The sequence below is a fragment of the Rhodococcus sp. KBS0724 genome (assembly GCF_005938745.2).
GTDB lineage: Bacteria > Actinomycetota > Actinomycetes > Mycobacteriales > Mycobacteriaceae > Rhodococcus_F.
Genome location: NZ_VCBX02000001.1, coordinates 939096 through 953723 on the forward strand (window position 1 = coordinate 939096; position 14628 = coordinate 953723).

The 14628-nt window shown below is 61.7% G+C and carries 10 protein-coding genes and 1 pseudogene; 7 read left to right on the forward strand and 4 right to left on the reverse strand.

Annotated elements, in window-relative coordinates; all coding sequences use genetic code 11:
- Nucleotides 1–75: 75 nt before the first annotated feature.
- From FFI94_RS04300 to FFI94_RS04310, 3 genes are all read right to left on the reverse strand, one after another.
- Nucleotides 76–1233 carry an acyl-CoA dehydrogenase gene (locus FFI94_RS04300; RefSeq protein ID WP_033232371.1) on the reverse strand — a complete coding sequence of 386 codons (1158 nt, stop codon included), beginning with the start codon at nt 1231–1233 and terminating at the stop codon, nt 76–78.
- A gap of 149 nt (nt 1234–1382) precedes the next feature.
- Nucleotides 1383–2075 (reverse strand): TetR family transcriptional regulator, encoded by a 693-nt coding sequence (locus FFI94_RS04305; protein WP_138871896.1) that lies wholly within the window; start codon nt 2073–2075, stop codon nt 1383–1385.
- 71 nt (nt 2076–2146) lie between these two features.
- Nucleotides 2147–2767, reverse strand: coding sequence for a TetR/AcrR family transcriptional regulator (locus FFI94_RS04310; protein ID WP_138871897.1), 621 nt, complete (start codon nt 2765–2767; stop codon nt 2147–2149).
- Nucleotides 2768–2857: 90 nt separating this feature from the next.
- On the opposite strand from FFI94_RS04310, the gene FFI94_RS04315 reads away from it, so the two are divergent.
- Nucleotides 2858–4225: a cytochrome P450 gene (locus FFI94_RS04315; RefSeq protein ID WP_138871898.1), complete on the forward strand. Its 1368-nt coding sequence runs from the start codon at nt 2858–2860 to the stop codon at nt 4223–4225.
- A 15-nt stretch (nt 4226–4240) separates the two neighbouring features.
- Here FFI94_RS04315 and FFI94_RS04320 read toward each other — a convergent pair whose 3' ends face one another.
- Nucleotides 4241–5845: an acyl--CoA ligase family protein gene (locus FFI94_RS04320; protein ID WP_138871899.1), complete on the reverse strand. Its 1605-nt coding sequence runs from the start codon at nt 5843–5845 to the stop codon at nt 4241–4243.
- A 159-nt stretch (nt 5846–6004) separates the two neighbouring features.
- On the opposite strand from FFI94_RS04320, the gene FFI94_RS04325 reads away from it, so the two are divergent.
- The 6 genes and pseudogenes from FFI94_RS04325 (at nt 6005) to FFI94_RS04350 (ending at nt 14588) form a co-directional block, all read left to right on the forward strand.
- Nucleotides 6005–6856 (forward strand): response regulator transcription factor, encoded by an 852-nt coding sequence (locus tag FFI94_RS04325; RefSeq protein ID WP_138871900.1) that lies wholly within the window; start codon nt 6005–6007, stop codon nt 6854–6856.
- A 100-nt stretch (nt 6857–6956) separates the two neighbouring features.
- Entirely contained in the window at nt 6957–8384 is a 1428-nt protein-coding gene (locus FFI94_RS04330; RefSeq protein WP_138871901.1) for an amidase, read from the forward strand.
- Between the two features lie 258 nt (nt 8385–8642).
- A pseudogene (locus tag FFI94_RS34680) lies at nt 8643–10277 on the forward strand (class I adenylate-forming enzyme family protein); the annotation flags it as partial.
- A 15-nt stretch (nt 10278–10292) separates the two neighbouring features.
- The gene (locus tag FFI94_RS34685; RefSeq protein ID WP_221937786.1) at nt 10293–11813 is read left to right on the forward strand and encodes a carboxyl transferase domain-containing protein; all 1521 of its coding nucleotides are present in this window, start codon (nt 10293–10295) and stop codon (nt 11811–11813) included.
- Between the two features lie 74 nt (nt 11814–11887).
- Complete coding sequence (locus tag FFI94_RS04345; RefSeq protein ID WP_260683846.1) at nt 11888–12802, forward strand: nitronate monooxygenase family protein; 915 nt, start codon at nt 11888–11890, stop codon at nt 12800–12802.
- Between the two features lie 205 nt (nt 12803–13007).
- Complete coding sequence (locus FFI94_RS04350; RefSeq protein ID WP_138871903.1) at nt 13008–14588, forward strand: ABC transporter substrate-binding protein; 1581 nt, start codon at nt 13008–13010, stop codon at nt 14586–14588.
- The last annotated feature ends 40 nt before the right edge of the window (nt 14589–14628 follow it).

The window sequence follows — 14628 nt, forward strand, 5'->3', positions numbered from 1 at the left end:
AAATTAGGGGCAAGCCCCTGTGCGCCGTTCCAGTAGTCAGAACTACCAGAAAGGCGCACAGGGGCGCGAAGTGCCTTACTTCAACAGCGCACGCGACATCACGACGCGCTGGATCTGATTCGTGCCTTCGTAGATCTGCGTGATCTTGGCGTCGCGCATCATGCGCTCGACGGGGAAGTCGGTGGTGTAGCCGGCGCCGCCGAACAGCTGAACCGCGTCGGTGGTGACCTCCATGGCAACGTCGGATGCAAAGCACTTGGCTGCAGCGGAGATGAAGCCGAGGTTCTTCTCGCCGCGCTCTGCGCGAGCAGCGGAGGTGTAGACCATCAGGCGTGCGGCTTCGACCTTCATCGCCATGTCGGCGAGCATGAACTGCACAGCCTGGAAGTCGCTGATGGACTTGCCGAACTGCTTGCGGTCCTTGGTGTATGCCAGCGCTGCGTCGAGTGCGCCCTGAGCAAGGCCGACGGCCTGGGCGCCGATGGTGGGACGCGTGTGGTCGAGGGTTTCGAGTGCCGTCTTGAATCCGGTGCCCGGTGCGCCGATGATGCGGTCGCCGGGGATGCGGCAGTTCTCGAAGTACAGCTCAGCGGTGGGGGAGCCCTTGATGCCGAGCTTCTTTTCCTTCGGGCCGACGACAAAGCCCTCGTCGTCCTTGTGGACCATGAAGGACGAGATGCCGTTTGCGCCCTTGTCTGGATCGGTGACAGCCATGACGGTGTACCACGTGGACTTGCCGCCGTTGGTGATCCAGCACTTGGAGCCGTTGAGGATCCAGTCGTCGCCGTCAGCCTTCGCGCGGGTGCGCATGGCGGCAGCGTCGGATCCGGCTTCGCGCTCGGACAGTGCGTACGACGCCATTCCGCCGTTCACGAGGTCCGGGAGAACCTTGGCCTTGAGCTCTTCGGAGCCCTTGAGGATCAGGCCCATGGTGCCGAGCTTGTTCACGGCGGGGATCAGCGAGGAGGAGCCACAGACGCGGGCAACTTCCTCGATGACGATGCAAGTGGCGACGGAGTCGGCGCCCTGGCCGTCGTACGCCTCGGGGACGTGGATGGCGTTGAAGCCCGACGCGTTGAGCGCGGTGAGTGCTTCCTCGGGGAACCGTGCGTTCTCGTCGACGTCCTTGGCGTGCGGCGCGATTTCCTTCTCGGAGAGTCCGCGGATGGCTGCCCGCAGTTCGTCGTGCTCTTCGTTCAGTGCGAAGAGATTGAAGTCCGGGTTTCCGGCCATGAGGACACTCCTTAGTAGAAGGTGGGTCGTGCGGCGCCGACAAGACCAGCATGGCTTGTCGGCGGACTGGTGCCAATGACGTCAGTCAAACACGGCACTCAGTGCCACGTCAAGGGAATGGAGTGTGACGTTGCGGTGTACGACGAGTATCAGCCGAGTTGTTCGTGAATCTTTTTGCTGATCTCTTCAGTCGAAGTCCCCGGAGGAAATGCCACTACCAGCACAGACTTCTCTTCTCGCGGACTGGACTTTGAACCAGGGGCAACGCCGTACGTGCGACGCACATTCAGCAGTGCTTGGCGCAGTGCGTCGGCTGTGGCGTCGGAATCGCCCTTGATCATGCTGCGCAAGAGGTAGTTGTGGCACGCGGTGACAGCGGCGGCGAATCCGACAACCTCTAGCACCGGTTCGCGCGGGACAGCGCTGCGCAGATAGTCGACAAAGAGTCGCTCGTACCGGAACCCTGTCACCAGTTCGCGGTCGCGCAAAGCAGGAACGTGCTGCACGACGCGGTATCGCCGCATCGACAGATCACGATTCTGCTGGAAGAAGTCGAAGACCAGACCGGCTGCTTCACAGACCGACGCCCACGGATCTGGCGACTCGGTGGACAGGAACTGCGCGACATGCGCGAGAAGCGACTCGTGATCGGCGAAGATCACGTCTTCCTTGGAACGGAACTGCCGAAAGAACGTGCGACGCGACACCCCGGCGGCGGCGGCGATCTGTTCGACAGTGGTGGCTTCGTAGCCGTTTTCCGAGAACAACCGAATGGCTTGGGACGCGACATGGACGCGGAACTCTGTCGGATCGGTTCCGGGAATGTCTGCGCGTTCACTCATACGGACAAGTATTGCGCCTGCGGTCATTCACGTGGTGTGACGGGCAGGTTGAGGTGCAGGACAGTTCTATCTCAACGGTGTGCGGTGGATGTGAATTGGTAGGTTGCCGCCTCGACGATCTCCTCGGGGGAGATAGCGATCTCCTCGTTCAACCATGCGGTGACCAACTCGGCGAGGCCGCCCACAAAGAGCAGTCCGTTGATCTGACCTTGACGAGGTGGCCAAGCTCGGTCGCCGTACATTCGCGTGGCTTCGTCCGCGACCATCTGGGCGAAGCCGTGCAGTACTGCGCGTCGGTGTGTACGAAGGGGTTCGTATGCAGCGGATTCGATCATTGCTACACGGCCCTTACGGGGATCGTCGGTGAGGATGGTGACAAACGACGCGATGGCATCTCGTACGCGCTGCTCGAGCGTCCCGTCGCTCGCTCGTAGTGCGGCCAGACCGGCGTCGCGGACCTCGTCGGCAATCCTGTCCAGGATCTTTTCCAGCAATTCGTCTCTGCTGGAGAAACTTTCGTAAAAGTAGCGTTCCGTCAACTTGGCCTGTGCGCAGATAGCGGTCATCGTGGCGCCGCGATTGCCTGCGGCCGCGAATAGTTCCATCCCTGCCTCGAGCAAGCTCTCGCGCCGCAGCGCTGAGCGTTGGTCGCCGCTCAGGCCGGCATATCGACGCGCCGTAGGGGGAGTCATAGGTCGATATTGACAGACGCATCAGTGTGACGCAGACTACAGTCAATCTGACAGGAGTCACTGTCAGATTGAGCGAGAGTAGAGGTCACAGTGCCCAAGATCCTGGCTCGACCCCCGATGAACTCGCCGTTGCACCCGATTTCGGGTCGTTCCGGGCTGCCCCTGGTCGGGCATGCGCTGGCATACATTCGCGATCCACTCGCTCTGATGCAAGAGAACTGGGATCGATTCGGCGAGGTGTCCTGGTTCTCCATGGTCGGTCGGCGATGGATCGCTGTACTCGGACCTGACGCGTGTCAGGAGGTGCTGCAGAACAAAGATCGGGCTTTCGTCAACAGCGACGGCTGGTCGGTGCTGATCGGTCCCTTCTTTCACGGTGGGCTGATGTTGCTCGATTCCGAAGAACATCTACGACACCGTCGAATCATGCAGCAGGCGTTCACTCGATCACGACTCGAGAAGTCTGTCGACGTTCTCAACCCGGCAATCGACTCGGCACTCGACGCATGGTCTCCCGCTGACGGATTCCGTGCCTACACGGCGCTGAAGACACTGACCCTCGATCTCGCCACCGACATTTTCATGGGCGGGGCGGAAGGAAGCACCGAGAGCGAAATATCTTCGGTGAAGAAGGCTTTCGTCGATTGTGTCCAGGCAGCGACGTCTCTGATCCGCTACCCAGTGCCGGGGACGCGATGGAAGCGAGGGCTCGACGGCCGCCGGGTCCTGGAAGACTTCTTTCGTCGTTACCTGCCGGCGCGTCGAAATCGCGAAACCGATGACCTGTTCTCCGTGCTGTGTCACATCGAATCCGAAGCAGGACAACGCTTCAGTGACGACGAAGTGATCGACCACATGATCTTCCTCCTGATGGCCGCACACGATACCTCGACCATCACCCTTTCCACGATGATGCAATACCTGGGTCAGCACCCAACGTGGCAGGACAAGTGCCGGACAGAATCGCTTGCTCTGGGGACCTCGATGCCGAGTTATGCAGATCTCGACGGGCTGAGCAGTCTTGATCTGGTGATGAAGGAATGCCTCCGACTCGTCTCTCCCGTACCGGTCATGGCGCGGCGAGCGGTCCGCGACACCCAAGTGCGGGGTCGCTTCGTACCGGCGGGAACGTATGCCGCCGTCGCCCCTCATTTCACACACCACATGTCGCAGTACTGGCCTGATCCCGAGCGTTTCGATCCCGAGCGTTTCGCCGAGAATCGACGCGAAGACAAGGTTCATCGATATGCGTGGGAGCCGTTCGGCGGTGGAGTGCACAAATGTCTCGGAATGCACTTCGCCGGCGCCGAGATCAAGGCAATCATGCATCACCTCCTCCTGCGCTTCGACTGGAACGTCGACGCCGATTACGTCGCCCCGCTCGACTTCACGTCCTTACCGTTCCCTTCCGACGGTCAACCTGTCGATCTGCGTCGGCGTTCCACTCCGGTGCGCTGAGCCCCTACGGCCGAGCTACTTCGACGCTCGCAGTTCGAACTTGAGGACCTTGCCGGTCGGGGTGCGAGGAAGGTCGAGGGGGAAGACGATGTCGCGGGGAACCTTGTACCCGGCCAGCAAGGTGCGGGTGTGCTCCACGATGTCTTCTGCGGAAGCCTGTAACCCCTTGCCCAGCACCACGAATGCTTTCGGACGCTCGCCCCACTTCTCGTCCGGAACGCCGACGACTGCCACGTCGATCACGGCAGGGTGGCTCATGATCGCCTGCTCCACCTCGACGGTGGAGATGTTCTCGCCGCCCGAGATGATGATGTCCTTCGCGCGGTCCTTGAGCTGGATGTAACCGTCGGAATGCATGACGCCGAGATCCCCGGAATGGAACCAGCCACCGGCAAACGCTTCGGCAGTCGCGGCCTCGTCGCGGTAGTACCCGAGCATCACGTTGTTGCCGCGGAGCACGATCTCACCCATCGTCTGACCGTCGGCGGGAACGTCGTTCATCTCGGCATCGACAACGCGAGCATTCTCGGCCTGCACCATGCCGACTCCCTGGCGGGAGAGAAGTGCGGCGCGCTCGGACTGAGGCTTGTCGTCCCAGGCTTCCTGGTACTCGCAGATCGTGTACGGCCCGTACACCTCGGTGAGTCCGTACACGTGGACGACGGTGACGCCGATGTCCTCGAGCTTTCCGATGATCGTCGGAGACGGGGGAGCACCTGCGGTGGTGATACGCAAGGTGTCGACCTTGTGGGCCTGTTCCGCGTCGGCAATGGTGGAGCAGACGGTGGGAGCGCCGCACAGATGCGTCACACCCAAGTTGTCGATCGCGTCCCAGATCGAGTCGGCACGGACGGCGCGCAGGCAGATATGGGTTCCGGCTGCCTGGGTCACGGCCCAGGGTGTGCACCAGCCGTTGCAATGGAACATCGGGAGCGTCCACAGGTACTTGGTGGACCCGGTGAACCCGTTGTGGAAGGTTTCGCCGAGAGAGTTCAGGTATGCGCCGCGGTGCGAGTACATGACGCCTTTAGGCTTTCCGGTGGTGCCGGAGGTGTAGTTGATGGCGATGCACTGCTGTTCGTCGTCGACACCCCAGTGCAGCGGCTGATCGGCGAGTGCTTCGCCTTCGGCCAGCAGATCGGCGTACTGCCCGGTGACGATTCCGGCGGGAACCTCCGGGTACGGCACGGTGGAGTCCGGAATCTCGATGATCTCGCGCAGGCTCGGAACGTTGGTCTTTGACGAGGAGACGGAACCGACGAATTCCGAGTCGACGAACAGGATGGTGGTTCCCGAGTGATCGAGAATGTACTCGAGTTCGGGACCGGCGAGGCGCGAGTTGAGAGCGATCAGGATTCCGCCGGCCAGAGGAACCGCAAAATGCGCGAACAGCATCTCGGGGATGTTCGGCGCCAGGTAGGCGACGCGATCACCGGGCTGGATGCGCTCGCGCAGAACTCGTGCCAGGGCGGCCACCTCGTCGCCGAACTCGCGGTAGGTGTACGTCCGGTCGCCGTGGATGACGGCAGTGCGATCAGGGAACACCGAAGCGCTGCGTTCGAGAAAGCGCAACGGGCTGAGCGGGGTGTTGTTGGCTGTGAGTGCGGCGGGTGCAGACACGGGTTCCTCCGAGGTTCGCGTAGGTCGGACGTTGCAGCTCACCCGTCATCGTGAATGTGATCGGCGCTACAAACGCTCGTGTTGGACGATATTGGGACGGCGCGCCGGCCGCTACCCTACGAGGTGGGTATCTAGTTTTTCCCCGACCATGGAGTGCACGTGAACAGGGTTTTGAGGCCGAGTGACGACGACGCGTTGCGTGCGGCGTTGCGACAGTTGCAGCCGCAGACTGAACTGCCGGTTCTGTTCGGCGGAGGCGTGAGTGGCAACTCGTTGACCATCACCAGTTACGTCGGCACGCACAGCACTCTGCTGCGCAACCTCGAGATCAACGCCGAATGTGGACTCGGTGGGCGGGCTATCGCCGAGCAGCGCCCGGGCGCTGTGCAGGACTACGCGAATTCGTCGCAGATCACCCACGACTACGACTACGAGGTCGGCACCGAGCGCATCGAATCGTTGATGGCGGTTCCCGTCGTCGTGCGAGGAAAGACCCGCGGCGCGCTCTACGGCGGACTGCGCGCCAACCTGCCGATCGGGGACGTCGTTGCAGACAAGATGATGCGCGCGTCGTACTCGTTGGCCCGCGAAATCGAGATCCGCGACGAGGTGGACCGCCGCGTCGCGATGATCGACGTTGCTGCCGTGGAACAGGTTTCGACCCGCGAGGCAAAAATCTCGGAGACGTTGACGGAGAGTTTCCTTGCGCTGGGCGAGATCGCGGCAGGCTTGCAGGACGAGACACTCAGTGCGCAGGTTCAAGCCGTCGAGGCAAAGCTGCGAGCCTTGACGGCGCCTGCCAAGATCGCGAGTGCAGTAGTTCTGTCACCGCGGGAAACCGATGTGATGAGGTACGTCGCGCTGGGTCTGCGCAACGCGGAGATCGCCGAGCGGCTCTCCTTGAGCGTCGAGACGATCAAGACCTACATGCGCAATCTCATGGCCAAACTGGACGTGCGGAGTCGTCATGAAGCTGTGGTGGAGGCTCGCCGTCACGGGCTGATTGTGTGAGTGAGTCCCGGTAAGCGGAATCCCGGCTACCTCCACAGGTTGTGGTTGATATGACGGACCTCACAATCGCACACGCAGCACACGAGTGATGAGGGCATCGATGCAGGATTTGTTCGACAACAGTGACATGACGGGCCTGGCCGGGGCGATTCGCGAGGGAGATGTTTCCGCCAAGGAGGTCTTGGAGTTCAGCCTTGACCGGCTCGACGAGCGCAACCCGGCCGTCAATGCGGTGATCAGTGAGCGCCGCGACGAAGCTCGGGACGAGGTCGCTGCCGGTCTTCCCGACGGTCCACTGCACGGAGTCCCGTTCGTGATCAAGGACCTCGGACTGGACGTCGCGGGCTTGCCGAGCACCAACGGATCTCGCTTGTTCGCGGACACTGTGGCACAGGAGGATTCGACGCTCGTCGAGCGATACCGTCGTGCCGGCCTGGTGATTGTCGGTAAGACCAACACCCCGGAGTTCGGCAAGAACGCGAGCACTGAACCTGCGCTGTTCGGCCCCACCCGCAACCCTTATGCGCTCGATCGTTCCCCTGGTGGATCGTCGGGTGGCACGGCCGTAGCTGTTGCCGTGGGAATCGTGCCCGCCGGCCATGCCAGTGACGGCGGCGGCTCGATCCGCATCCCTGCATCTGCTTGCGGCCTGGTTGGACTCAAGCCCAGTCGTGGTCGCACGCCGACGGCACCGGCGCGAACACTCTTCGCGTCGCCGATGGGTGTTCACCACGCGCTCACTCGAAGTGTGCGTGACACTGCGCTGCTCCTCGATCTTTCCGCCGGGCCCACGGTGGGCGATCCTTACGTGATCCTGGCGCCGAAGCGGCCGTACGTCGAGGAGGTGGGCGCGGATCCCGGACGGTTGCGGATTGCTCTGAGTAACGCGCTGCCCGACGGTACCCCGGTGGACCCGGAGTGCGCGGCAGTCACAACCGGTGTTGCCGGCCTGCTCGAAGAGCTCGGTCACGATGTCACCGAGGGTGCGCCGAATTTTCCGCTCGATGCGCTCACTGCCGGGCTTTCCGTGTTGATGGGCATTCCGATGACGATCGAGGTCGATGAACGACTCGAGACCCTGAACCGTGCAATCCGCGACGACGACCTGGAGCCGATGGCTCGGATGATCTACGACCGCGCGAAGTCCGAAAGTGCGACGAACGTCGTCAAGGCAATGCAGGAACTCGAGCGGGCAGCCCAGGTGATCGGTGCGTTCTTTGTCGATCATGACCTCTTGCTGACCCCGACGATGGCTCGGCCGGCAGCTCCCCTGGGTCTGCTCGATACGGCAAATCCCATGTCGATCTGGGAGCACTCGGCCGGATACAGCGGTTTGACCAGTCCGTTCAACAGCTCCGGTCAGCCTGCGATTTCCTTGCCTATGGGTCATGACTCGGCCGGTGTGCCCATCGGCGTGCAGTTGGTCGGCGCGTTCGGGCGTGAAGATGTGCTGATTCAGGTTGCGTCGCAACTCGAAACGGCACGTCCGTGGTCCATCGCTCCCGTGTGGCCGCCGACCCAGGGATAACAGCGCGACAACAGCGGTCCGGCGGTGATTCTTGTATGCCGCCGGGCCGCTTTGTCGTGCGCTGAGGTGGGTGATCTGGCCTCGCGAAACTCAAAAAGTATTTCTAATCGAAATATCGCATATCGAACGACTCTTCTGCGTAGTATCCACAATGAGCGGTGGTGAGTAGTCGCGCCGGTGTGGAGCGAACAGGCTCCGATCCACACCGGCGGGCCGCCCAGCGCGATCGAACTGCGTTGTCACAGAAATGGATCAAGGATGGTCGTTCAACCGGACATGGCATACCGGCGCTCTCTGGCTGTGGCAGAACTGACAAGCCAGGGGCAGTTGTTCGAGGTGGCTGATGAATCCGTGCGCGGGCACATCATGCCGGTGTTCAAGAATCGGGCGCACACGCTTCGTGAGATTCTGGCGGCATCGGTCAAGTACGGCGATACCGAGTATCTGGTGTGTGACGAACAGCGGATCACGTTCACCGACCACTTCGCGCGCGTGGCGTCACTGGCGGAGGAGTTGCGACGCACGTACTCGATCGGTAAGGGCGATCGCGTTGCGATTCTGTCGGCGAACAACGCCCAGTGGATCATCACGTTCTGGGCAGCGACGTCACTCGGGGCGATAGTGGTCGGGATGAACTCGATGTGGTCCGCTCCCGAGATCGACTACGGCCTGAAACATTCCACTCCGAAACTTGTTGTCGCCGACGCCAAAAGACGAGAACTGCTCGGTGACGTCGACGTGCCGGTGCTGTCCACCGAAGCCGACGTACCGCGGTTGTCCACACTGCACGACGGCGCAGAACTGTCGACTGTCGCCATTGACGAGGACGACCCCGCCGCCATCCTGTACACCAGTGGCACAACCGGGAGGCCGAAAGGTGCGACGCACTCGCACCGGAACATCATCACGGCAAACGACTTTCACCGATTCAACGACGCGTTGGCAACGCACTTCGGTAGCCCGCCCGCGAACCGGCGGTTTCTCCTGTCGAATCCGCTGTTTCACATCGCGTCGCTGCACAATCTCGCCGTGCCCCGGTTGTCGATCGGCGACACCGCAATCATCTACAGCGGCCGATTCGAGATCGAACGTGTGCTGCGATTGATCGAACGTGAGCAGGTCACCAATTGGGGAGCCGTGCCGACCATGGCGAATCGCCTTGTTTCACATGGTGATCTGTCCCGATATGATCTGTCCTCACTCAAGACGATGTCACTGGGATCGGCGCCGTCGTCAACCGCTCTGAAGGAGAAGGTTCGCGAACTGCTGCCGGTGGCAGGGCGTTCGTTGGGAACGACGTACGGGCTCACCGAGTCGTCCACGGGAGCGACCTTGGCAACAGCCGCCGATCTGGAGGAGTATCCCGATTCCGTGGGCCGCCCCGTCGTCACCATGAGTGTCGAGATCCGGGACGACAACGGGCATCGACTCCCGGACGGTTACGAGGGTGAGATCTGCCTGCGCGGACCACACGTGATGGTGGGTTACTGGAACAACGTCGAGGCGACAGCCGCTGCACTCGACGAGGAAGGCTGGCTGCGCACAGGCGATCTGGGGTTCATCGCCGACGGTCATCTCCGCGTCAGCAGCCGTCGTTCGGACTTGATTCTGCGCGGTGGGGAGAACATCTACCCGATCGAGGTCGAGAATGTCCTGAGCGAACACCCAGCGGTACAGGAATGTGCGGTGATCGGAATTCCCCACGCGGACTACGGCGAAGAAGTGGCCGCCATTGTTGTGGTCGAAGAGCCGGGATCCGTGACGGAGGCGGAGCTTCTCGGGTACCTGCGTGAGCGTCTCGCGAAGTACAAGGTTCCGTCGCGATGGCGACTGACAATAGAACCGTTGCCGCGCAACGCAACCGGCAAAGTTGTGCGCAAACAACTCGATGTCGATGCCGAACCGGAAATGGTCTCGGAGAATCGTCACGCGTGGACATCGCTACTGACGGCACTTGACGAGCGTCGCCGCGCGGCACGGGAGATGGGTGGCCCCGACAAACTACTGCGGTACCGGCGGTTCGGGCGCGTTGATGCGCGCGATCGAGTAGCAAAGTTCCTGGACCAGGATACATTTCAGGAGATCGGCCTGCTGGCCGGTGACGCGTCGATTCCGTCCGACGCCTTCGTTGCAGGGTCAGGGCTTGTCAACGGCCGGCCGGTTCTGGTCGGTTCGGAAGATTTCACGGTTGCCGGCGGATCCATCGGCACGGCAGCCGCCACTAAGCGCGCCCGGATTGCGGAACTCGCCAAGCGCGAACGGACTCCGCTGGTCATGATGCTCGAAGGCGCCGGGCATCGGGCAACAAATGCACTGCATCCACACCGGCCGGCACCCAACGATCTCCAGGCGATGGCTGAGCTTGCCGGGTTGGTCCCGACGGTCTCGATTGTGTGTGGACCCTCTGCCGGCCACGGAGCACTTGCCGCACCCATGTCGGATTTTGTCATCATGGTCAAAGGCCACGGCGCGATGTTCACGGCCGGCCCGCCGCTGGTGGAGGCGTCGCTTGCCGAGAAGGTGACAAAGGAAGACCTGGGTGGATCGACTGTTCACGCGGTGCAGAGTGGCATCGCCGACAACATTGCTGTGGATGTGGATTCGGCGCTCGACTTGACGCGTCGATACCTGTCCTATTTCCCGTCGAATGCATGGAACCGCGCGCCGATATCGGATCCTGACGCTCCGGTTGCCGCGCCGCGCTCCCTCGACGCCCTTCTCGACATAGTTCCGCCGAATCCTCGTGTCCCGTACGACATGCACGATGTGTTGTCCGTGATGGTGGACGAGGGCACACTCTTCGAACTGCAACCGCAGCACGGTTCTTCCGTCATCACAGCGCTGGCAAGGATGGGTGGCAGGGTTGTCGCCGTTGTCGCCAACCAGCCACTGGTTCTTGCTGGTGCATTGGATGTTGCTGCGGCGGAGAAGGCGTGCCGGTTCATCGAGATGACAGGCGCTTTCCATATCCCGTTGATCTTCCTGGCCGACAACCCGGGAGTTCTTGCAGGCAGTAAATCCGAACGGGACGGGATTCTTCGGGCGAGCGCCAGGATGTTTGCGGCGCAACATCGGTCCACAGTGCCGAAAATGCATGTGACAGTGCGCAAGGCTTTCGGATTCGGAGGCTCGGTCATGGGGCAGAATGCGTTCGACAACCAGACCGTGTCGTTGTCGTTCCCGGGTGGAATGCTGGGAGGAATTCCGGCTGCCGTGGGTGGGAGCACCTCGAAGGCAGACGAGCGAACACAGCGCGCCTTGATCGAGAACGAGGCTGCAGGTCCGTGGCGTCTGGCAAGTTCGGTGACCTACGACGATGTGATCGACCCCCGCGAGCTGCGTAACGCATTGCTCGGCGCGCTGAGGCTCTCCGGTGTGCGGGATTCGGAACCGGTTGCTCCGGTGGTGCACACCGGATACCTGCCCTGATGAAACCCGAAGTGGCACCGGGATTTCGGAGTAGATTTGGCGCCCGCTTGCGGATACCGCTTATCGCGGCCCCCATGTTGAGGGTGAGCGGGCCGGACCTCGTCGCGGCGGCGTGCGCTGCGGGCGTCGTCGGTGCCTTTCCGACGGCAAATGCGCGTACACCCGAAGAGCTCGATTCGTGGCTGGAGGCATTCGATCATGCTCACGAGGAGAGCGGCGGAGCACTGGCTCCGTACTGCCCCAATCTGATCATGAGAGCGCCGCGACTCGCAGACGACGTTGCGTGCTTGGTGCGCCGCCGAGTGGAAATGGTGATCGCGAGCGTCGGCTCGCCGGCCCCGGTCATCGGACCGCTCCACGACATAGGCGCTGCGGTCTTTGCCGACGTCGGCACGCTTCGTCATGCCGAAAAGGCAGTTGAAGCGGGAGCGGACGGACTCGTGTTGCTCTCGGCCGGTGCCGGCGGACAGACGGGGTGGATGAACCCGTTTGCGTTCATACGTGGTGTCCGTGAATTCTTCGACGGGACAGTAATTCTCGCGGGTGGAATCTCGGACGGGCACGCATTGTGGGCAGCTGAGGTGGCCGGATTCGACGCGGCCTACATGGGCACGCGCTTCATTGCCACAGACGAGAGTCTGGCGTCGACGCGGTACCAGGACATGTTGGTCGAAGCGACGATGGACGACGTGGTGTTGACCAGCGCCTTCACTGGACTGCGAACGAACATGCTTGCTCCGTCCATCAGAGCTCAGGGGCTCGATCCCGAGAAACTGAACGAGCAGATCTCCGTGAAGGAATCGGCGGAACTGTTCGGACCGACGTCGTCAGCGCCGGGGCCGAGAAGATGGACCGATGTCTGGAGTGCAGGGCATTCGGTGTCCGGGGTGAAACGGCGCGGTCCAATTTCGGACATAGTGCACGAAACCGTCGGAGAGTACGAGGACGCCCGAGCGAGGACGCTGTCGTTGCTGGCCGATCAACCATGAGCGGTTGTTGAAATCTGTTTTCGCTAGTCACCTTCCCAGTGATCGGGACATTTATGGAGAAGGTCTGTGCCGGTAGCGATCGTCAAAACCAGTTCCGAAAAAACGTATACCTAATAGACATATCCGGGTTAGTCTGCCTGTGAGCCGAAGAGACCGTGTGCGTGGGGGTTTCTCGCCGACTTTGATCTACTTCGAGAGGAATTCGATGAGCGGAAAATGGAACGGCAAAGGCAAGGTTGCCGCGGTGTCGTTGGTGGCCGCCTTGGCGGTCGCCGGCTGCGGCGGGGGCGGCGGCACCAGCACTGCCGGCGGCTCGACTGCATCGGCCGCGGATATCGACCGTGCGGCTGTACTTCGTGTCACCGCGTCGGCGCCGACCCGAAACCTCGATCCGTACCTCCAGACCAGCTACGGCGGTTGGGGATACCTGACTCCGATGTTCGATCGCTTGACCATGGTGGACAAGGACGGAAATCTTGTTCCGGGACTTGCAGAATCGTGGGAGTTTTCCTCTGACGGTGGCTATCTCGAGCTGAAGCTGCGCGACGATGTCTCCTTCCATGACGGCACCAAGTTCGACGCGGCCGCCCTCGCGGCGAATGTCCAGCGAGGAAAGACGTTGGCAGGCAGCACAGTTGTCGCTGCGCTCGACGATATTACGTCCGTCGATGTTGTCGACCCGACGACTGCCCGGCTGAACCTGACCAAGGGCTCCGGTGTGGAGCTACCGGGGTTGTTCAGCACCAACGTCGGCATGATGGTCAGCCCCAAGACCATCGAAGCCGGAACCGACATCCGAAACGATCCGGGCCAGAGCGGATCCGGACCGTACACCGTCACCAAATACGTACCGGAGGAATCTCTCGAAGTTACTCGCGCAGCGGGCGACTACTGGGATTCGGCAGCGGGTCTGCTCGGCGGAATCAGCTTCAAGACCATGCCCGACGCGACGACGCGTTTGAACGGAATGCAGACCGACGCCACCGATATCAGTTGGGTCAGCTCGGCCAACGAGATCGTTCAGGCCCAGTCGCTCGCGGACCGCAACGTCATGGGTATCGACAAGGTGAAGTTCCGCAACGTACTCGGTGTCTTCATGCGAGCCCGTGATGACCTCGCGAAACCTGAAGTGCGTCAGGCTGTTGCACACGCTATCGATCCTGAGGCCATCAGCGCGCTCTTCTCGGGAACCTGCACCCCGTACCGTCAGATGTATCCCGAATCGAGCTGGGCGGCCGACCCGTCGTACCAGTACCCGTACACCTTCGACGTGGACAAGGCCAAGAGTCTGGTCGCCGGTGCCGGTGGAGCCAAGATCACGCTGACCTTCGGTGCCGGAACAAATACGGAGAAGCCGGCTAACGTTATTCAGTCCTCCTTGGCGGCAGCAGGATTCGACGCCGAGCTCAACCCCGTTCCCAACACCCAGAATGAGCCCGGCTACATCGCCGGCACGTTCCAGTCGATGGTGTCGAACAGCTTCAGCCCCAAGGTAGATCCCGCCGAGACCGTCAATACGTTTGTTGTGGGACCCTACGACTTCGGCAATGGCAATCCCGAGATCGCCGCACTGGCGACAAAGGCTGCCAACCCGACGTTGTCGCAGGACGAGCGGGCCGAGATGTACCACGAGATCTGGTCGAAGACTCTGGCCGAGGCGATGTTCGTGCCGATCTGCAACCAGACGAACGCAACGATTTTCAGTGACAAGGTAGTCAATGCCGACAACATCCCGTGGGTTGACACCGGAATCTTCGATCTGCGCTACGTAGGAATGACCAAGTAGCAATCTCTTGCTGAATGACCGATCCGCTTCACGGGTGATG